General features: G+C 69.3%; 20 protein-coding genes. 1 reads left to right on the top strand and 19 read right to left on the bottom strand.

The features are described 5' to 3' along the window. Positions 1 to 16: 16 nt before the first annotated feature. On the bottom strand, positions 17 to 4,822 hold the full coding sequence (gene mobF / locus ACIA49_RS39225) for a MobF family relaxase (protein ID WP_396383389.1): 4,806 nt from the start codon (positions 4,820 to 4,822) through the stop codon (positions 17 to 19). Between the two features lie 251 nt (positions 4,823 to 5,073). On the opposite strand from mobF, the gene ACIA49_RS39220 reads away from it, so the two are divergent. Beyond that, positions 5,074 to 5,274, top strand: a complete 201-nt coding sequence (locus ACIA49_RS39220; protein WP_396383387.1) for a hypothetical protein — start codon at positions 5,074 to 5,076, stop codon at positions 5,272 to 5,274. Between the two features lie 409 nt (positions 5,275 to 5,683). On the opposite strand, the gene ACIA49_RS39215 is transcribed toward ACIA49_RS39220, so the two are convergent. The 18 genes from ACIA49_RS39215 to ACIA49_RS39130 form a co-directional block, all read right to left on the bottom strand. After that, a complete protein-coding gene (locus ACIA49_RS39215; RefSeq protein ID WP_396383386.1) occupies positions 5,684 to 7,570 on the bottom strand; it encodes a hypothetical protein in 1,887 nt (628 codons plus the stop codon). 172 nt (positions 7,571 to 7,742) lie between these two features. After that, on the bottom strand, positions 7,743 to 8,012 hold the full coding sequence (locus ACIA49_RS39210; RefSeq protein WP_396383384.1) for a hypothetical protein: 270 nt from the start codon (positions 8,010 to 8,012) through the stop codon (positions 7,743 to 7,745). Between the two features lie 208 nt (positions 8,013 to 8,220). Next, positions 8,221 to 8,682, bottom strand: a complete 462-nt coding sequence (locus tag ACIA49_RS39205; protein WP_396383383.1) for a hypothetical protein — start codon at positions 8,680 to 8,682, stop codon at positions 8,221 to 8,223. After that, positions 8,679 to 9,011 carry a hypothetical protein gene (locus tag ACIA49_RS39200; RefSeq protein WP_396383381.1) on the bottom strand — a complete coding sequence of 111 codons (333 nt, stop codon included), beginning with the start codon at positions 9,009 to 9,011 and terminating at the stop codon, positions 8,679 to 8,681. Before ACIA49_RS39200 ends, ACIA49_RS39205 begins: the two co-directional genes overlap by 4 nt. Continuing rightward, the gene (locus ACIA49_RS39195) at positions 9,011 to 9,970 is read right to left on the bottom strand and encodes a hypothetical protein (RefSeq protein WP_396383380.1); all 960 of its coding nucleotides are present in this window, start codon (positions 9,968 to 9,970) and stop codon (positions 9,011 to 9,013) included. Before ACIA49_RS39195 ends, ACIA49_RS39200 begins: the two co-directional genes overlap by 1 nt. Continuing rightward, the gene (locus ACIA49_RS39190; RefSeq protein WP_396383378.1) at positions 9,967 to 10,449 is read right to left on the bottom strand and encodes a hypothetical protein; all 483 of its coding nucleotides are present in this window, start codon (positions 10,447 to 10,449) and stop codon (positions 9,967 to 9,969) included. Before ACIA49_RS39190 ends, ACIA49_RS39195 begins: the two co-directional genes overlap by 4 nt. Before the next feature lie 53 nt (positions 10,450 to 10,502). Further along, on the bottom strand, positions 10,503 to 11,132 hold the full coding sequence (locus ACIA49_RS39185; RefSeq protein ID WP_396383376.1) for a hypothetical protein: 630 nt from the start codon (positions 11,130 to 11,132) through the stop codon (positions 10,503 to 10,505). Positions 11,133 to 11,235: 103 nt separating this feature from the next. Continuing rightward, the gene (locus ACIA49_RS39180) at positions 11,236 to 11,835 is read right to left on the bottom strand and encodes a hypothetical protein (protein WP_396383375.1); all 600 of its coding nucleotides are present in this window, start codon (positions 11,833 to 11,835) and stop codon (positions 11,236 to 11,238) included. A gap of 17 nt (positions 11,836 to 11,852) precedes the next feature. Next, positions 11,853 to 12,920, bottom strand: a complete 1,068-nt coding sequence (locus ACIA49_RS39175; protein ID WP_396383373.1) for a hypothetical protein — start codon at positions 12,918 to 12,920, stop codon at positions 11,853 to 11,855. Between the two features lie 27 nt (positions 12,921 to 12,947). Next, positions 12,948 to 13,442 carry a hypothetical protein gene (locus ACIA49_RS39170; protein ID WP_396383371.1) on the bottom strand — a complete coding sequence of 165 codons (495 nt, stop codon included), beginning with the start codon at positions 13,440 to 13,442 and terminating at the stop codon, positions 12,948 to 12,950. Between the two features lie 31 nt (positions 13,443 to 13,473). Then, positions 13,474 to 14,355 carry a hypothetical protein gene (locus tag ACIA49_RS39165; RefSeq protein WP_396383370.1) on the bottom strand — a complete coding sequence of 294 codons (882 nt, stop codon included), beginning with the start codon at positions 14,353 to 14,355 and terminating at the stop codon, positions 13,474 to 13,476. Continuing rightward, positions 14,355 to 14,921 (bottom strand): hypothetical protein, encoded by a 567-nt coding sequence (locus tag ACIA49_RS39160; RefSeq protein ID WP_396383369.1) that lies wholly within the window; start codon positions 14,919 to 14,921, stop codon positions 14,355 to 14,357. The genes ACIA49_RS39165 and ACIA49_RS39160 overlap by 1 nt, the downstream gene beginning before the upstream one ends. Before the next feature lie 146 nt (positions 14,922 to 15,067). After that, positions 15,068 to 15,685: a hypothetical protein gene (locus ACIA49_RS39155; protein ID WP_396383368.1), complete on the bottom strand. Its 618-nt coding sequence runs from the start codon at positions 15,683 to 15,685 to the stop codon at positions 15,068 to 15,070. Continuing rightward, positions 15,685 to 15,870, bottom strand: coding sequence for a hypothetical protein (locus ACIA49_RS39150; RefSeq protein ID WP_396383367.1), 186 nt, complete (start codon positions 15,868 to 15,870; stop codon positions 15,685 to 15,687). Before ACIA49_RS39150 ends, ACIA49_RS39155 begins: the two co-directional genes overlap by 1 nt. A 16-nt stretch (positions 15,871 to 15,886) precedes the next feature. After that, entirely contained in the window at positions 15,887 to 16,453 is a 567-nt protein-coding gene (locus tag ACIA49_RS39145) for a hypothetical protein (RefSeq protein WP_396383366.1), read from the bottom strand. A gap of 31 nt (positions 16,454 to 16,484) precedes the next feature. Beyond that, positions 16,485 to 17,108 (bottom strand): hypothetical protein, encoded by a 624-nt coding sequence (locus ACIA49_RS39140; protein ID WP_396383365.1) that lies wholly within the window; start codon positions 17,106 to 17,108, stop codon positions 16,485 to 16,487. A gap of 52 nt (positions 17,109 to 17,160) precedes the next feature. Further along, positions 17,161 to 17,706 (bottom strand): hypothetical protein, encoded by a 546-nt coding sequence (locus ACIA49_RS39135; RefSeq protein ID WP_396383363.1) that lies wholly within the window; start codon positions 17,704 to 17,706, stop codon positions 17,161 to 17,163. Between the two features lie 94 nt (positions 17,707 to 17,800). Next, positions 17,801 to 17,977: a hypothetical protein gene (locus tag ACIA49_RS39130; RefSeq protein ID WP_396383362.1), complete on the bottom strand. Its 177-nt coding sequence runs from the start codon at positions 17,975 to 17,977 to the stop codon at positions 17,801 to 17,803. Positions 17,978 to 18,152: the final 175 nt, after the last annotated feature.

Here is an 18,152-nt window from a genome sequence, read left to right as displayed (position 1 = left end):
CCCGTTCTTGGGATGGTCACAGTTGCGGTCCACGCGGCCCGGCCTCGGGCCCGAGGCCGCTGTCCGGCGGCGCCCAGTCCTGGCCGCGGGCCGCGTTCTGCTGCTGTTCAACGTGCGCCCGGGCCAGGTCGGCCAGGCTCGGCCGGGTCCGGCTCGGCCCAGTCGGCTCGGTCTGTCCGGTCGGCTCGCCGCTGGGTTCACGGATGACCCCTTCGAGCTTCTGCCAGCGGGTGCGCTGCTGCCCACGCGGCGGCTGGGGCCCGATCGCGTCGTCCTCGGCGGTCACGCCGTACCGGTCGCGGTACGCGACCACGTCCCGCAGCCCGCCTCGGCGGACGTTGGCCAGCCAGGCCGGCTCGTCGGCGCGGGCGATCGCGACCAGGTCTGCCACGCGCGCGTCGAGCGTCTCGGCCCGGTCCTGCAGCCAGCGCGCCAGATCGTTGTCCGGCGCACCCACCGGTGCCGGCGGGACGATGTCGAAACCGTATTCCTGGTCCAGTCGCCAGATGATGACGTCGACGGGCTCGTCGGCCGAGTCCAGCTCTCTGGATTCCACCGCTGTCCGCAGCGCGACCGCCGGGTCTTCACCGATCGCCGCAATCCTGGCCAGCCGCTCGGACAGCGCGGACCAGCCCCGGTCCTCGAGGATGTCCTGCACCGTCAGCGTGTCCGCCCTCGGTGCCTCGACCGGCGGCTCGGTCTGCAGGGCAGTCGCGGCCTCGAGCGCGTCGACCGCGTCGTCGATGGCCTCGGCGATGATCGAGGTGTCCAGGTCGAGCTGCAGGTACAGGTTCGCCGTTGCGGCGGCTCGCTGATCGGCAGGCAGCTCGGCGATGATCGGCGCGACGTCCCGGACCGCGTCGACCGCGGCCAAGGTGTTGCCCTGGTCTAGGTGGCTGCTCCACTTGGCCAGCCGCTGCTCGACGACCTGGTCGACCAGCGACCGGGTCTGGGTGGTCATGGCGTCCAGGACCGCGTCCGGCCCGTGGTCCTTCAGCAGGTCCGCCGGGTCCTGGCCACTGGCCAGTCGCGGCGCCCGCAGCTCGTTGGCGCCGGCGGCGCGCAGCAGGTCCCAGGCACGATCGGCCGCGGCCCGGCCGGCGATGTCCTGGTCGGTCGCGACCACGACCGGGCGGGTGGTCAGGTCGACCATCTGGGCCAGCGCAGCCACCTGCACCTCGGTCAGCGCGGTGCCACCCGGCGCGAGCCCGACGATGCGGCCCTGCCCGGCCGCCGTGATCGCGGCCGCGTCGGTACGGCCTTCGACGATCACCGGGATGGCTCCGGCGCGCAGCGCCTCGGCGTTCTCAGCCAGACCCATCAGCACGTCGCCCTTGACGTACAGGTCGGTGGTGGGGCTGTTCAGGTACTTCGGCACGTCCGGTCCTGCGTTCTCGGCCGCGCGGCCGGTGAACGCGATGACGTCTCCGTCGACCGACCGGATCGACAGCACCATCCGGTCACGGAACCGGTCGATCAACCGGCCGTTGCGGCTCATCAGCGCCAGACCGGACTTGGTGAGTTCGTCGTCGCTGTAGCCGAGTTCGCGCAGGTGGTCGGTCAGCGCGGTCCATCCGGCCGGTGCGTAGCCCGCTTCGCCGCCGGTCACCAGGCTGGCAAGGCCACGCCCGTCCAGATACGCCGGGACCCAGCTGGTCTCGACGTGGCCACGGAAGAACGCGTCGGCTGCGATGTGCATGTCGAGCAGGCGGCGCCGCAGCGCCTCGGCGGCCGGGTCGACCGGCTCGGCGATCTCGCCCGTGTCGGCGGTGCTGCTGGGTGCCTGGCCGAACACGGCCTCGACCGCGGCCTCCATCGTGTCGCCGAAGTACAGGCCGAGCGCGTGCTCCATCTCCGGCACCAGCCGCGACAGCGACACCGCGGCGTTCTGCTCGTCGCGGATCGCGAGCAGCGCGGAATCGTCGTCGGTCTCGTTGCGCAGCACCTGCTCGAGCACGTGCCGCGACCACTGGGTCGGCTCGTGCTTGTGGTCGACCTCGATGTCGGCCGGGTCGTCGGTCACTACGTAGGCCTGGTTACTGAACCGGCCACGCGTCATAGCGACGTACAGCTCACGGGCCCGCATCCGGGCGTCGACCAGGACGTGGGCCCGGTCGACGGTCATGCCCTGGGCACGGTTGATGGTCGCCGCGTAGCCGAGCTCGACGTTCGCGGTGACGTACTCGCGCCGCAACGCCACCACGTCACCCTTAGTGACGTGACGGGCCATGATCGTCCCGGATCCGGTGACGTCCTGAACGATCCAGATGTCACCGTTCTTCACGTAGTCGCCGTCGCCGCGCTGGTTGAACCGGTCGTTCATCCGGGTCACGATCACGTCGCCGACGCTCGCCGACGCCCCGTTGCCCAGCGCCACGGTGCGGGACAAGTCGATCAGGCCGGCGGCGATCCGCCCGTCGCGGGCGAGCTCGGACAACGCCGCGACGGCCTCACGGGTCGAGGCGATCATGATCGACCCGGTACCGGCGTCGATGTCGCTGCGCCACGCAGTCACGATGTCGTACTGCTGGGTGTCGCGCGGCCCGGCCGAGATCCGGTCCTGGGCCTCGTACCAGTCCAGCGCCTTCGGGTTGTGGTCGCGCAGCAGCAGCGTCGCCGCGGCCTCACCGGCATCGAGGAAGCGGTGCACCTCGTACAGCTCGACCGCTCCGGCCTCTTCCGCGACCAGGCGCAGCGCCCCGCCGGCGCCGATTGCGTTGAGCTGTCGCGGGTCACCGATCAGCCGGACATGCGCACCGACCGACCCGGCGATCGCGATGATCTCGTCCAGCTTCGGCGTGGACATCATCCCGGCCTCGTCGATCACCAGGACCTGGCCACGCTTGACCTCGACGTTGCCGTGCCGGGCCCGGGTCAAGAACATGTCGACGGTGTCGGCGCCGACCCCGAGCTCGTCGCGCAGCACCTGCGCGGCCGCGGCCGACGGCGCCAGCGCGACCATGTCGCTGCCGACATCGCGCAGCGCCGCGACGGTCAGCCGCAGCGTCGTCGTCTTACCCGCACCGGCCGGGCCGATCCCGGCACCCAGGACCCGCTCACCGCACGCGAACTCCCGCGCCAACGCGACCTGGCCCGGGTCCAGCGGACCCGGGAACGACTTCAGCGTCGCCCGGAACAGCGCCGGTGCCACCACCGGCAAGACCTCGTGCTTGGCGGCCTCCACGATCCGGATCTCGGCGTCGATCACACTCAGGGAGGTGTAGCGGGGGGCGCCGTGCGGCACGAACACCGACATGCCGTCGCCGCGCGACAGCTGGGCCGGGATCCGCTCCGGGGCCGGCAGGTTGATCTTCACGCTCGCCCGCAGCGCCGCCGACGTGACCGCCGTGACGAGCCGGTCACGGTCGGCGGAGGAGTCGACCGTGACCGGTCGCAGCATCCGCTCGGCCTCGGCGCGCAGGTGCGACTCGCGCCACTGGCCACGGTGCTCGGTGACCGCCTCGACGACCGCCCGCCCGTAGGCCTCGACGTCGATGTCGCGGGACCGCAGCTCGACCGCGCCGCGGCCGACGGCCATCTCGATCTGTCCGGTCACCTGGTCATCGGTCACCCCGAGGACACGGGCAGCGGTCTGCATCCACTCGGCCTGCTGCTCGCCGAACGCCCGCGGTGCTTCCTTCCCGCGCCGGGTCTCGAGCGTGGCCTGCTGGGCCAGCCGCAGCTGGATCGGCTTCGACGGGTCCTTGCCGTGCTGGGCGCGGTACTGCCGCACCAGCTCGGCCAGCCGCCGCTCGATCTCGGACCGGCGCGACGAGAACACCTCGATCAGCCGCAGGTCGATCCCGTCGACCTCCCGCACCGGCCGAGCCCCGCGTGCGGTCAGCCGGTCGACGAACCCGACCCCGAGCCGGCTGCGCAGCTCGTCCTCGATCGCGGTGTTGTAGGTCTCGCTCATCGCGACCCCGAACCGGAACACCTCCCGGCCGTCGATCGAGCGCCACTTCCCGTCCGCGCCCAGGACCTTGGTCGAGACCGCGCAGTGCGTGTGCAGCCCCGGGTCACCGGCGCGCGAGTCGCGGTGGTCGAACGCGGCCACCACGAAACCCGCTGTGTCGATCTGCGCGATCCCGGCCCGTCCGGTCCGGGTCTTAGAGGCGTTCTTCTCCATGAACGCCATCGCCTTCGCGACCGCCGCCTGGTGGGCCTCGCTGACCGCCCGGCGGGTGTCCGCCGTACCGAGGGCCCACAGAACGGACACGGACTTGGCCGGTGTGAACACCAGGTCATAACCCGCGACCGGCTGCTTCTGACCGGACATCATCTTGGTCTCGAACTTCTTCTCTTCTGACCGGTCATGAGGTGACCGGTCATGAACTGACCGGAACGCTGACCGGACAGTGTCCGCCCGGATCGATGTCCGCTCCGCCACGGTCAGTGACCGGCCACGTGACCGGCGGGCCTCCCGGTAGGCCGTGTCCAGCATCTCCGGTAGGTTCACTTTCGGCGGATCGAAGATCGCGAACTTCCGCCCCAGCCGGGCCGCCTGGACCGCCTCCTTCGCGGCCTCCTCCGGGGTCTTTCCCTCGGCCAGCAGCTGCGCGGTTTTCTCGGTGATCAGCCGGTCGGCATCCGGGTGCAACCCGAGCCCGAACAATGCCTTCATCTGCGGCTCAGTGACCTCACCAGCCACCCCCAGCGCGGCCAGCCCCGAACCCATCCAGCGACCCGGAGGATTCCCCGTCGCGGTGTAGTAGTCCGCCACCGTCTCCGGCCGCCGCAGCTGGTTGTCGCCGCTGGCGACATGGCGGGTCATGTAGGTGTAGCCATCGCCGGCGTGCAGCACGTGAACCGTCGCGTTCATCGCGCTCACCTCCTCTGCGATCCGGGGCCTCACCAACCGTGCGCACACCCGTCGCGAGACGGCGGCGGTGAGCTCAGTCTACCCCATTCACTATTAGTGCAAGAGGTGTGTAGACCTTGTAGTGTGGGAGGTGATGGCACAGGCGGAGGGGGCGCGGGTTTGGTGAGCGGCGCGGGAGAGGTGGTGCAAGATCGCTTGGTCGGAGATCAGCGGAGGAGAGGGAGTGCGGTAGATGAGGGGTTGGTGCGGGGGTGAGTAGTCGCCGGGTACCGGCGCGCGAGCGGGGCCAGTTGGCGCGCGCGACAGCCGCGGCGAGAGCGGCGGCGCGGGCCGGGCGCCAGCCGTCCGGTGGGCGCGATGGCGCGGGCCGCGATACGCCGGAGAACGGCTCGGTCGAGCACCTCGACCAGCGCAGTGGCGATGTCGGACCGGCGTCGCACGCAGGTACCTGAAGGCCTGTCCTGGCCACGCCGCCGGCGGGGCGCACCGGCGGCGGCAACGGTGCCGGGACGGCGTACCGCCACCGTTGGGAGGGGTGTCCCAGGCGGCGGCGCACGCCCCACCGTGACCCATGCAGCGAGCCCGGCTGGCCGGGCTCGGGTCGCCCCACATCGGCCGCCAGTTCGTACCGGCCGATGACCGGTGTCCGGTCACTCAAGGTCACCGGCCACCGGACGCCGTCTCCATGTCCGGTCACCGCTGGAAGGCGGTCGTCTGGGTCGTGGCGATGTCCGGTCACATGGCTGATGACCGGACACGGGGTCTGTCCGGTCATCGACGGACACAGCGGTCAGGCCGGTGTGACCGGACAGCGATGAGGGCCCCGAGGCAGGTCGCCTCGGGGCCCTCAATGGTGTCCGGTCAGGTGTTGCGGTGTCCGGTCAGCCGGACCACGTTGCCGCCGTTCTCGCGGCGCTGCTGTTCGGCGCGCTCCTCCTTCCATTGCTTGAACAGTCGGCGTGCTGTCCGGTCGTTCATGCCGAGTTTTTCGGCCAGTCGGGGCGCGGTCACCTCCTCGCCCGCATCGGCCCAGGCGTCCATCGCGGGCTGTGCGATGTCCCACCATTCGCCTCGCCGACCGCCACGCTTTCCGGCAGGCTCCTGACCGGGATCCGCCGGAGGTGTCAAGGGTGGTTCGGACTCGGTCCGACCCGCAGGTGCGGCGTCGGGCCCGGCAGGTGGTCGGGTGGCCGCGCCGGTCGCGTGGCCGCCCGGTTCGGTCATGGTGTCCGCAAGTCCACTCGGTTGCGGCGCGGCCTGGACCGGGTTGTCCAGCGGAACGGCCGATGCTTGGGAGGTGGCCCCGGCGTGCGCCGGGGCCGGCTGCGACCACTGGGCGGGGCTGGGGTGCCCCTCGGCACCAGACTCGCCCGGGGGGATGGCTGCCGTGCCGGTCTGGGTGCCGCGGCCAGGGCCGTCCGGGGGCTCGGGCTCATCGTCTGGATCCGTACCGGTCATGACCGGGTGTTGTCCGGTCACCTGCCCGGTCAGCGCCGCCGGACCGGTGGGGTCTGGGTGCGGTCCATTGGCCAGGTCGGGGGGTGTGGCCTTGACACTGGCGATCTGGGCGTTGGCTCCGTCCAGGACGCTCATCGGTGCTGTGGCCGCTTCGGTCACGGTGTCCGCAACTTCGTTGGCCGCGTCCGGTTGACCGGCGGCGGGCTGACGGCCGGACAGGGACGACTGCGGCGGGACGGGGAGCCGGACGTGGTGTCCGGACATGTCCTCGCGCTGCACGTCCATGATCCAGTCGGCGATCTGGAACTCGGTGGGCGTGGGCTTGCTGACCGCGAGTTCCCAGTGGTTGGCCGCTTCCAGGTACTGGTGCCCGTTGGGATCGGTCAGGAGGCGCCGTCCGGCGGCCGCCGGTTCCTGGCCGGGCGGCTGTTCCTCGACAGGGGTTTCATCGGTCGAGGGGTCGGCGGCTTCGGGCGGGGGTTCGATGACGCGCCCGATGTGGCGGGCCATGCGGCCGTTGTCGGCGTCCCCCGCGACTTCAGCGGCGATCGCTGCGGAGTCGTAGGCGGCCACGGCGATGTCGGCGTGCAGCGTGTCTTTGTGCTGCTTCTTGATGATCCGGGAGACCACCGTCGAGATGTTCTTGTTCCGGTCTTCGATCCGGAGTTCGGTCTCGGCTCGCCGGACGGACTCGAACAGGCCGAGGTCGAACTCGAGCGCGAGCTGGCGCGCGCGCCAGGTAGCGCGGGGGTGGGTCAGCCAGCGGACGGGGCCGTAGACGGGCGCGGTTTGTGCCATCCGGCCGGTGGCGCGCAGCGCGTCGCGGCGGCGGGCGCCGGAGTGCACGATCCACAGGACGTACGCGAACGCGGACAGTCCGCCGAACCCGAACGCAAGGAACCGCTCCCCCGGGCTCCAGTGGCCGATGACATTGAAGGCCAACGCGACCAGCGCGGCCGCGAGCGACATGGCGCGGTAGGCATAGGCGTTCTCGCCCTTGCGTCGCCGGACATCGGCCAGGCCGGAGGTGGCAACGCCGCCGAGCTCGATCACGGCGACCGCGGGCGTCACCAGAAGGATCTTGAGGAAGGTGTTGAAGCCGGTCTCGGGCCAGGGGATGTGCTTGACGCCTGCCCAGACCTGGCCGACCAGCGCCGCGGTCGCCGCGACGCCGTAGAAGACGTAGGCGAACTTGTCGGCTGTCTTCGACTCGACAGGTTCGGGCGCCGGGTCGTTGCGCTCGCCCGGGTCAGGGGTGCGGCTGGCAGTGGGGCCGGCTGCTGGGTCCATCGGTTAGTGCGTCCTCTCGGTGAGCATCGGCGCTTCGGCGACGGACATGTTGCCGAGGGCACCCTTGCTGTCGTTGCCGACCGTAACCGACTGGCCGGTTCGTTGTGACATGAATTGCCACTTGTGGCAGGGCCTCGACCGTCGGGCGGGGCCCTGCCACCGTGGTAAGGGGTCAGAAGCGGGCGTAGACCTTCCGGTCCGGCCCGTAGATCGCCATGCGGCCCACCATCGCGTAGACGTCGACCACCCCGCCGAGCTCCTTGATGGCCTCCTCGATCATCACCAGCCGCGCGTGCCGGACCTGGATCTCGTGCTCGATTACGGCCTCTGGCGCCGCAAGGGTCTCGACGTAGTCGTTCGCGAGATCCTGGAGACCTTTGCCGTCCTCGTCGTAGGCACGGTGTTCGCGCCCGAACGCAACCCAGAGCTCTGCAACAGTCATCAGCGCCATCGGATAGGCCCTTCCTGCTCGATTCCAGAGGACGTAGCGGGTGCGGGCCACGATCGCCGTGGCCGCGTTGACTACATGGTTAGTATACAGTATTAAAACTGTATCACCAATCTGAGGTGAGGCTCGCCAGAGATCTGGGGCGGGCCAGTGCGGGGCGGCGCGCTCTTGGCGGCGGTGGTTCCCCGGTGATGGCTGCTGGTCAGAACAACAGGCCCTGGACCGGTTCGGGGTCGGAGGTTGCCTCTTCGGCGCGGCAGTCGGCGTCGTACGCCGCACGCGCGGCCGCGTACACGTCTGCCTGCCATTCGGGTGCGACCGGGGCGCCGGCGGCCGGGTACTGGTGGGAGTCGCGCCAGACCACGCGCCCGGACGGGAGTTCGACGACCTGCATCGCGGGGATGCCGAGGCCATAGACCGCGCCTGCCCACATTGCCGCCTGGCGGACGGCGGCCCGCGCGGTGGGTTTCGGCATCCAGTGGCTGCGGGCTGCGCCGTTCTCCATCGGGGACCAGTAGTGCGTGGTGGTCGGGTAGGGGCAGTTCGGCTTGTGGCCGTTGCGGATCGGCTTGAAGCCGCAGATGCACCGGTCGGCGTGCGTCCAGCTCTGCATCTGGTAGACGACGGCGGCCGGGTTCAGGCCTGGAAGTACCTGGTCGCTCACGCGATCCTCCTCGCGCGTGCGGTGTCCTTTCCGGTGACGGGGTCGACGAGCTGCAGAAGCTCGGCGGCACTGGGCGCCGAGATTGGCCATAGCTGCTCCAGCAGGGCAGGGTCGGTCGGCTGGATGAGGTCGCCGTCGAGGGTGAGTAGCGCGAGAGCATGAACGTCGCACGACAGCAGCAGCTCGGCGAGCTGGAGGTCGTGGTGGAACGGACACAGCGGCCAGTCGTGGATCTCCGGCCCGGTGCGGTGCTGTTCCTGCCAGCGGATCCGGCGTACCGCCGGTCGGCCGCAGGGCCGGCCCAGGACGGTCGGGTAGACACAGGTCATCACGCTGCTCCCTTCTGGGTGTTGGCGGGCTGGCCGGAGCGGCAGCCATAGGGGCTGCAGCCGTCGGGGTCGCCGAGCTCGGCGATCTGGTCGAAGATGTCTGTCTGGTTTTCCTGGTGCTCGCGGCGGGTGACTCGGTCGATCGGCGCGATGCTCAGTGGCACGCGCGAGCGGTGCAGGAAGGCGCGGCCGTGGAGTGGCAGGCCACGGGCGCCTCCTCGGCGGATGGCAGCGTCGAAGTCGACGGCGTCGGCCCACTCGGCGGGGTGGTTGTCGCGCAGGTCGCGCCATTGCCGGTTGCCGTGGAACGGGCATCCGATGCAGGCGGACTTGGCGGTGTCGCCCCAGCCGCGGGCCGACAGCCAGCGTTCGCAGTCCTTGCGGGACATGCCGAGTTCGAGCAGCGGGTAGCGCTTGTGGATGTACAGCAGCTGGTCCTTGTCGGACACGCGGCCGATCTCGTCGGTCGAGAACCCGATCCACTGCTCGCAGACCTGGCCGCGCTTCACCCGCCGGTAGTGCGGCGGCTCGGCTCCGAGCAGCTCGCGGACCTTGCGGTTGATCGGCGCGAGCTTGTACTCGCTGGTGCATTGGCGGCGGCCCATGCCGTCAGAGCCGTCGGGGTTGCGCACGAAGTAGGGGACGGAGGCGTAGCGGTGCTGCGGGTCGAGCGCGTCGGCGCGCAGGTTGCCGTTGGACACCCGGTGGAACTCGACACCGGCTCCGATCAGGGCCTCGGCGATCCGGTCGACCTGGCGGTAGACGGCAGCCGGTTCCCAGCCGGTGTCGGCGAAGATTGCGACGTCCGGCTTGGGGAGCGCGCCATCGATGGCCAGCAGCGCAAGGGTCGTGGACTGCACGCCGGCTCCGAGGCTGAGTGCCCGCAGGGCCGGTTCGCGGGCTGGGCCGGCGGCCGCATCGTCAGCGGCGGCAGGGGGCACGTCGGTGTGTTGCATCATCTGTCTGCCTCCGGCCGCCACACCGCGCCATCGGCGTATCGGGGCTGCCCGTCTTCGTCTGCAGTGCGCGCGGTGATCGGCGCTGCAAGTGCGGCGGCGGCGGTGCCGCCGTCGCCGAGTTCGCGCGCGTAGCACTGGGAGACGGCATGCCACCGTTTGAGCTCGGAGGGAATGTCGTCGAGCGTCACCAGGCCGAAACGCAGGAGCGTGACTATCGAGCGGGCGGCGTCGACCATGTCGGCGGCGAGCTGCTCGTACTGCACGGCGCGCTCGGCGTCGTCGGTCTCGCGGGCCAGATGCCAGACCTGATCGAGGTGATCTTCGATCGGCAGCATCGCGATACCCCACTCGTCAGCCTGAGCAACCCGCCGAGCGGTCTCTTCTCGCAAGTACGTCTCGGCCGCGAGGTCCTCGTTGCGGGCGGCGCGGTCGGCGGCCCAGCGGCCGGTGGTGCCGGTCAGACGCGCGGAGGTGGTCATAGAGGTCTCCTCGACTTGTTCGGCTGGGCTGGTTGGGTGCTGATGAGCCGGGGTCAGGCGGTCTGCTGCTCGAGCCCGGCGCCGGGCAGGGTGCCGTTGTCCAGGTCGTTCTGGATCTGTGTGATGGCCGCGTTGAATTCCTCGACCGCGGCGTCGGCGTACGGGCGGGTGTCGTAGGCCTCGGCGGTTCCCGCGACGATGGGGGCGGCGAGGATGGCGGCGGCCGCGTCTGCGTCGTGGGTGAGCTTGGCTGCGTGGATCAGGCAGGCGTCTCGCCACTGCTCCAGCTCTGTTGGGATGTCCGCGAGGGTCACCGCACCGGTGCGCAGTCCGGTGATGATCGGCAGGGATTCCTCTTCCATGTCCCGGATCAGTTGGTCGTACTGCTGGTACTGCTCGTGCCGCTCGGCGCTTCCGGTGTATTGGGCGAGGTCCCAGATCTGCTCGACGCGGTCGTGGATCGGCAGCAGCGCGATGCCCCATTCGCGGGCCTGCGCCTCGCGGCGGGCGGTGTCTTCGCGCAGGTACGCCGCGTGGCGGAGGCTTCGCTGGAAGGCCTCGTTGTCGGCCTGCCGAGCGGCGGCCTGCCTGGCGGCATCGCGGGCAGCCTGGCGGCGGGTGGCCCCGGTCAGTCGGCCGACGACGGCGGCTAGTCGGGTGAGTCCTCGACGGTTCGCGATCATGGAAGTCCCCTCGGTTCTTGGTGTGCTGGCGTGTGTTGGTGCGCGGGACCGCGGTCCCGGCGGCGCAGCCTGGTTGGGCTCGGCGCGCCGCCGGGACGGGTGGTCAGCGGGCCAAATCCATCTCGGCCGTGATCAGGTCGTCCCACGGATCCATCGGGGCCTCGGCCTCGTAGTGCTGCAGGATGCAGGCGATGACCTCGTGGGTGGTCATCCGCTCGGCGGCGCGCCGGGTGGGGTTGTCGTCGGCCCAGAGGCGGTCGTCGATCCACCAGCACGCCCGGGCCAGCGCGCCTGCGGCGATGTCGGCGGGCACGTTGAGCAGTGCGCTGTCGCGGGTGCAGACGCGCGGGCTCATCTGGAACCACAGCTGCATCTGACGGGCGATCTCTTCGCCCGAGTCGAAGGCGGCCGGGGTTCCTCCCCTGCCGACGTGTCCGGCGGGTGCCGACAGCGGCAGCTCGGCGGCCGCTCGCTGGATCTCGACGCTGATGCGGGAATCGACGATCGTCCACCGGGGGCCGGGCTTGAACCGCTCGCCCATGACGACCGGATCGAGGGCGACGACGTCGAGCCACAGGTGCGTGTCGGTCATCGTTGTGGGCGGGCCGATGACCAGTTCGCCCGTGCCGTGCAGGACGTCGCCCGCACGGAGGTCCGTGTGCGGGACGGTCAGCAGTTCGAGCATCTTCTCTCCGTTCACCATGTGATTAGTATACAGTTTTAGAGCTGTAGACTCAAGCTTTTTGAGGGCCGGATCTGGTGGTGATGTGGGCGCTGGACGTTGTGGTTCACGATCTCGCCGGTGGCGTGGTCCATCACGCAGGCCGCGTGCTCGGGGTGAAGCTGGCGAAGGAAGTCGGCCAGCGCCGGCTCGCCGCCAATGTCCAGGACGACGGCCAGGGCTTCGGCGGTTTCGCAGTAGAGGGCGCGGGCGAGCCGGAGCATCTGCGCCTCGTCGTTGAGCGTTTCGGCGAGCTCGGCGACGGCCTGGGCGGGTGTTGGGCCGAGGCGGGGCGGGTTGTCCGGGTCGTAGGGGGTGACGGTGCTCGCGTTCTCGGTGACGTCGACGATCACGGTGTTGTCGTGTTCGTCGGTGGCCTGGTACCGGCCGGGGGTGAGTTTGGTGTGGGTCTGGCTGAGGGGTCCTTCGTACAGCGGCATGGACATCGGGTCGCGGGGTGACCAGACCGATCCCTCCAAGTCGGTCGGCACCGGGGCCGCCAGGTTGGCCGCGGTCCAGCCGGTGGTGAAGTCGGTCATGATCTGCTTCCCTTCGGCCGATCCGACGGGCAGGCCGGTCAGGGCCTGCATCACCTCGGCGTTCAGTGCGGGTGCCGAATGGTCGCCGTTGCGGAACGCCTGGCGGCCAATCTCGACGAAGTCCCGCGTCGGCAGTTGGGCGTCCTCGCGGTTCTTCACGGCGGTCCCCTCGTTGTTCAGCGACCCGGCCGAGGTCGGACGGGCGTCGCTCTCGCCGACCAGAATTGCGAGTGCTTCCTCGGCCTGGTCATGGTCGTACTCGATGTCGAACTCGATCTGCGGGTCGACCTCGACCTTCCGCCCGTCGATGACTGCCATCCAGAACGTGCGCGCCCACTCGTGCGGCCCGCCGCCCTTCCAGGTCACACGCCAGCAGCCGGGCTCTTCGGGCTGGCGCCCGTCGTCCCAGATGTACTCCATTCCGAAGGTCGCCTTGGGGCGACCGAAGTACTGCCCGATCTTGGTGACCACGTCTTCGGCTGCACGCCGCGTGGCCTGGCTTTCGGCGTTCCGATCGCGCTTGTCCATTGATGACACCTTTCTGGAGTCGGCCCGTCAGGCCGTTTGGGTGGCGAAGGGTCCGGCCGGTGCGGCCAGACGCCGGGCGATGTAGCGGCGGTGCCCGTCGATCTCGGCCTCCAGGTCGGCCACGCAATCGCCTTTGAAGTGGGTGAAGTTGCCGCAGGTGCAGTAGCCCATCAGGCGGCCGTCGGCCTGCGGGATCGCACCGGCCAGCGCGTGCGGCTTGGCCCAGTAGTGGGCCACGTTCACGCACCGTCCGTCGCTGGGCGCATGCCCAGGAGTGAAGGGGTCGAAGCCGTGGATCGAGATCAGGAGTTCGGTCCTGGTCTCGACCCTTCCGCAGTCGGGGTCCGGGCACAGCCAGGCCGTCTGGTTCCACCTGTTCTCGCCGACGATCTCCCCCTTGCGCTCCACCATCAAGACCGCCGGGACGCGCTGGAAGCGGGCCAGCCACGCAAGCTCGTGCTCACGGGTGTTCTCGGCCGCTTCGACTTCGCCGAACAGATCGAGCTGGAGTGTCGAGGTCATGATATTAGTATACAGTTCTAGAGCTGTAGACTCAAGGTTTTTGGGTACTTAGATTGGTCAGTTGGCGGTGGATTTCACGCAGCGGCTGCGCGTGCTCACTGCGATCCTCGGCGGTGACGGCGCCGGTGACGGCGAACAGCGCGGCGAACTGCACGCTGGACAGTTCCAGCAGCGCCGGCCAGCCGTGGGCATTGGGCCCGCGGAGGCCGAGTGCCTGGTACGGGTCTTCTTGGATGGCACCCTGGTGCGGCGTACCCGGACTGCGGGTTTGGCCGCCCTCGACCCGGACTCCGGTCAGCGGGTGATGGCGATGGTCGGCCCAGTCCTGGCAGGGGTGGCAGGTCCGGCGGTCGTCGGCGTGCATCGCGTTGTCTTCTAGCCGGTTGTCCAGCAGCAGGGCCTCTTGCAGGTCTCGACGCTCGGCAGCGGCATCACGCAGCGCCGCCAGAGCTTCGATGGCCTCGCTGGTGGACAGCGGTCCTGCGATCAGGTCGGCGCGGCTGTACCGCGACCTGGTACCGGTCGTCGCGGGCGACTGGTCCCGCAGCCAGGTCGCGAGACGGGCCGCGTTCGCGGCTGCATCGACCCTGATCAGGTCACGGCGGACTTGGTCCCACTCGCCGTAGCCGTCGGGGATCCAGTGCTCGCGCACGTAGGCCAGATAGACGCTGGAGTTGATCATGTCGATCGCCTTCTGCTTGCTGACGGCCTCCAGCGGAGCCGATCCGCGATCCAGGACGAACCCCCACTGCCATCCGTCGATCTCGTCATAGGTCGGGTCCTCGGCATACGGGGTGCGAACCAACCAGCCCGGATCCTCGGCGCGACGGCTGTACGGCTTCACGAGACGAATCGGGTACTGGCGGCACAGCAGGTCGCCGTTGGCCAGACGGTCCCACGCGAGTTTGCTCATCACCGCTCACCTCCGTTGCGGGTCACATGGTCGATGACGACCTGGGCCAGGGTGTGGTGGAACCCGAGCACGTTGACGGCAGGCAGCGCGGCTTCCAGCGCGCTCTGCAGCGTCGCCTCGGTCACGATGACCGGCGTGGACAAGGGCGCGTGATAGAGGAATGGCGGGATCGTGGCTTGCCGTTCCCACCCGGCGCGATATCCGCTGGCGAACTCCTCGCGACTGGGGTCGCCGTGCTCGGGGTAGTTGACCTGGGCAAGTTGCTGCGCGGTCGCAGATACGTCGGTCGCCTCGAACATGCCGTCCCGGAGACCTCGGGCACAGTCCTCGGCACCGAAGGTCTCGCCGAGCTGGTAGGCGAACGTCTTCATACGCACCCACCGCGAGGGCAAGGAACCGCCGGCGGTCAGCCACTCATCAAGCGCTTCCGCATGCTCCATGACTTCCTGGAGTGTCTCGATCTCGGTGTCATTGGAATCACCATCGGCTGCGATCCGGGCGCGGGAAGCAGCATCGCGGAGATCGCGGAGTGCTGCGTTCGGGTCGATCTCAGGTGTCGGCGTCATGATAGTAGTATACAGTTTTAGACCTGTAGACTCAACTCCTGTTCCTCTCGACTGGGCTCGTTGGGCAATTGCTCTCGGCAACCAAGTCACGACGCTGCTCACGGGCCGCCCCACCGTCCGCGCTTCCTGAGGTCTGGCGCAGGCGGTTACAGGAAGTCGCCGGTACGGGGGTTCTTGCCGCGTTTGTCCCACGTGGCATGGTGTTCACGCTGCTTCTTGCCTGGCGGCAGGTCCCGGGGTGCGAGTACGCCGTGGTCACGCAGGAGGCCGACCCAGCCGCCGAGCGGGTAGTACTGGCGCAGGCAGGCAACGACTTCGTGGACGGTCATCGCGGCGGCCGCCGGCTGCTGGGGCTTCCCGTCGGGCCAGCCGGTGGCGTCGATCCAGGCACAGGCGCGGTCGACCAGGTCGCAGAGAAGCTCGTCAGGCATCCGGTCGGCCTTGCCCAGCAGGGCGTAACCGGCTTCCCACGTGCGAACCTGGGCGGCCAGCTCGGCGGGCGGGGTGGCCGCGGCCGCCACCATCCCGGAGATCTCCAGATGGCGCGCGGGCGCTGCGACAACACCTCCGCCGAACACCTGCGGCGCGTGGCGGACATCGACCCACTCCTCGGGCGCGTAGCCGATCGTTGCCAGGTCGCCGTACGGGGGGCGTGGCCGGACGACGTCGACCCGGAAGTTGCTCTTCCTGCTCCGGTAGGCGCACAGCACGAGGCTGCCGTCGGTCAGGACGGTTCCTGCGGCCAGGTCACGCGCGAAGATCATCACAGGCGATACCGATCGATCATGGCGGGAATGCTGGCATGCTCGCTGACCAAAACCGTCAGACCAGTCACGGTGGTCGGGTAGGTCCCCGCAGCGAGGAGCGTGTAAGCCTCGTCGGCCGGACCTTCGTAGATCGGCACTCCGGTGCCGTCGACATCGTCAGGGTCGTTGATGGTGACGTCCATGATTGAGGTCCGTTCCTCAGGCGCCGAGCGCGTAGCCAACGAGGGCGATCGCCTCACGGAAAGTCCGGCAGGTACCGAAGTGATGGCCGTCTTCGCCGTTGAAGACGCCGGTGACCCTGAACTTGTCGGCACCGCGCACGATGCGCCGCGTGATGACCCAGCCGTAGATGGTCGGGTGGGTGAAAGTGGTCCCGGAATCGGTGCTGACCCAGGCATCCGGGTCGTTGACCGTACTGATGTCGTCCACCGGGATCAACTCGGCGCGGCCGCGCAGCGGCACCGCATCACCGTCACCCAGGCGCTCCCCCGTGCGCCCACCCATCGTGACCCGCCTGCCTGTAGCCACCTCTGCGGCCTCCTCGGCTTCCAACAACCGCATGTTTTCCGCGTATTCCTCTTCCAGCGAGGCGTAATCCCCCAGGGGCTCACTCTCAGCCTCGTACTCGGCGCGGCTCACCACGACGCCGCAAAAGACGATGTCGTCGTCACCGACGACCATGTCGTAGGTCATCGCCTGGTAGTCCTCAGTGGACATGCGCGCCAGGCCGTCTTCGCTGGGGTCGATCGGAGGCTGTGTAGTCATGACATTAGTATACAGTTTTAGAGCTGTAGATTCAAGTCAGTGGGATCGCGAACTGGTCGCTCGTGCGGGCCCATGCCCGCACGGTCGGCAGGTTCCGGTCCGGGGCGTAGGTCAAGTAGGTGCCGTCAACGGAATCGCAGCCGATCGCTTCGGCGTAGCGGAAGCGCTTCTCGGAGTTGACGCGGCCCATATGGACCCATTTGCCGAGCGAGGACGCGACGGCGGCCAGGTTCGCGGCCGCGTCGCCGAGTTTCCAGAGCGTGTCGCCGCCGATGAACAGGCAGTCGATCTCGTCCCACAGGTCCCAGGTCGAGTACTCCATGTGGTTCTGGGCGACGAACGCAACCGGGAAACCGAGTGAACGGATACGCTGCAGCCACGGCCGCGAGCGGGTCTCGGTGGCCCAGTGGTTCGCGACGACATCGGGTGCGGTCGCGAACAGGCAGGTCGCGGTGTCGGCGGCGTTGTCGGCCAGCCAGGTGTACCAGCGGTCGTAGCCGGGCCAGCCCTGGCCGTAGGAGCCGTTGTCCGCGCACCAGGTGACGCCGCGCGGGCGGATGTTGCCCTGGCGGGGTGTGTCGATGTAGCCGAGTTCACCGGCTGCCATGGCTGCGCGGATCGCTGGGCTGCCGCACGGGTTTGCCAGGTACAGCATCACGTTCTCCTTCGGCTCGGGGCTGGTCGATGGCCGCCGTCCACGACGAGGACTATCGGCGGGGTTCCTGCTCGAACTTGACGACTCCCCCGACGCAGGCGGCCAGGGCGAGCGCGGCGGGCAGGTCGCCCTCGAAGAGCTGGCAGTTGTCGCAGCGCTGAATGCCGATCTCGGAGTCCATCGGCGCAACAACCCCGGGGAGCGGTTCGCCGGCGCAGCCCTCGCAGTCGTTGGCGGCGTCGGGGACGAGACTCGGGTGGGGCCAGGTCACGGTGGCGCCGTTGATCTCGATCCACGGGTTCGTGTCGGCCGCGATGCAGATATCGGCGGGCAGATCACCGATGTAGGTGCCGATCTGGCGGACCAGCCGCGGTGCGCGGCTGGCGATGCTGCGCTCGTGGTTTGCGACCATCAGCATCGCCCCGACGGTGCCGTCGGCGATGCCGAGGCTGACCATGCGGGCCTGGGACGCGAGAGGGCTGCGGCCCCAGACGAGGAGACCGCTCGGGGTCTCGATGGCCTCGGCGATCGGCGTGCCTCGGCCGTCGACGTAGACGGTGCGCGGTGCACGTGATCCGGGGAAGCTGGCGACGGTCATGGGGTGCTGTCTCCGTTCTGTCGTCGTACGGGTGTTGTCGTGCGGCGCCCGGGCAGCGCTGGTGCGCCACCCGGGCCAGCGTCTTTTCCGGTGGTCAGCCGTCGGTGGTGTGAATGTCGGGTTCGGCCTGCTGGAGATCGGCCACGTACGTCTTGACAGTCGCGTGCATCTCGAACGCGATCCCGCGGAAGCGGGTGGCCTTCTCGAACTCGCTCGACGCCTCGCCGTGACGGTTCTGGATCTCCCTGGCGTAGTGCTCGGCGAATACCAAGGCGCTGGCGCCTCGCCTTGAGAAAACGATGCGAGCGTGAGTACCTTGTCGCGCCAGAGGACGTCGAGCGACGGCCCCAAAGCAGCGGCTGGGGCCGACTGAGGCGATGAATCGTCGGTGACGAGCAAGTACTCGCCGCTGTCGATGTAGTGCTGCCGCGACGCCGAGGTCCAGG

The organism is Kribbella sp. NPDC051587, assembly GCF_044453945.1.
Lineage (GTDB): Bacteria > Actinomycetota > Actinomycetes > Propionibacteriales > Kribbellaceae > Kribbella.
This window is presented reverse-complemented; position numbering and strand designations above follow the sequence as displayed.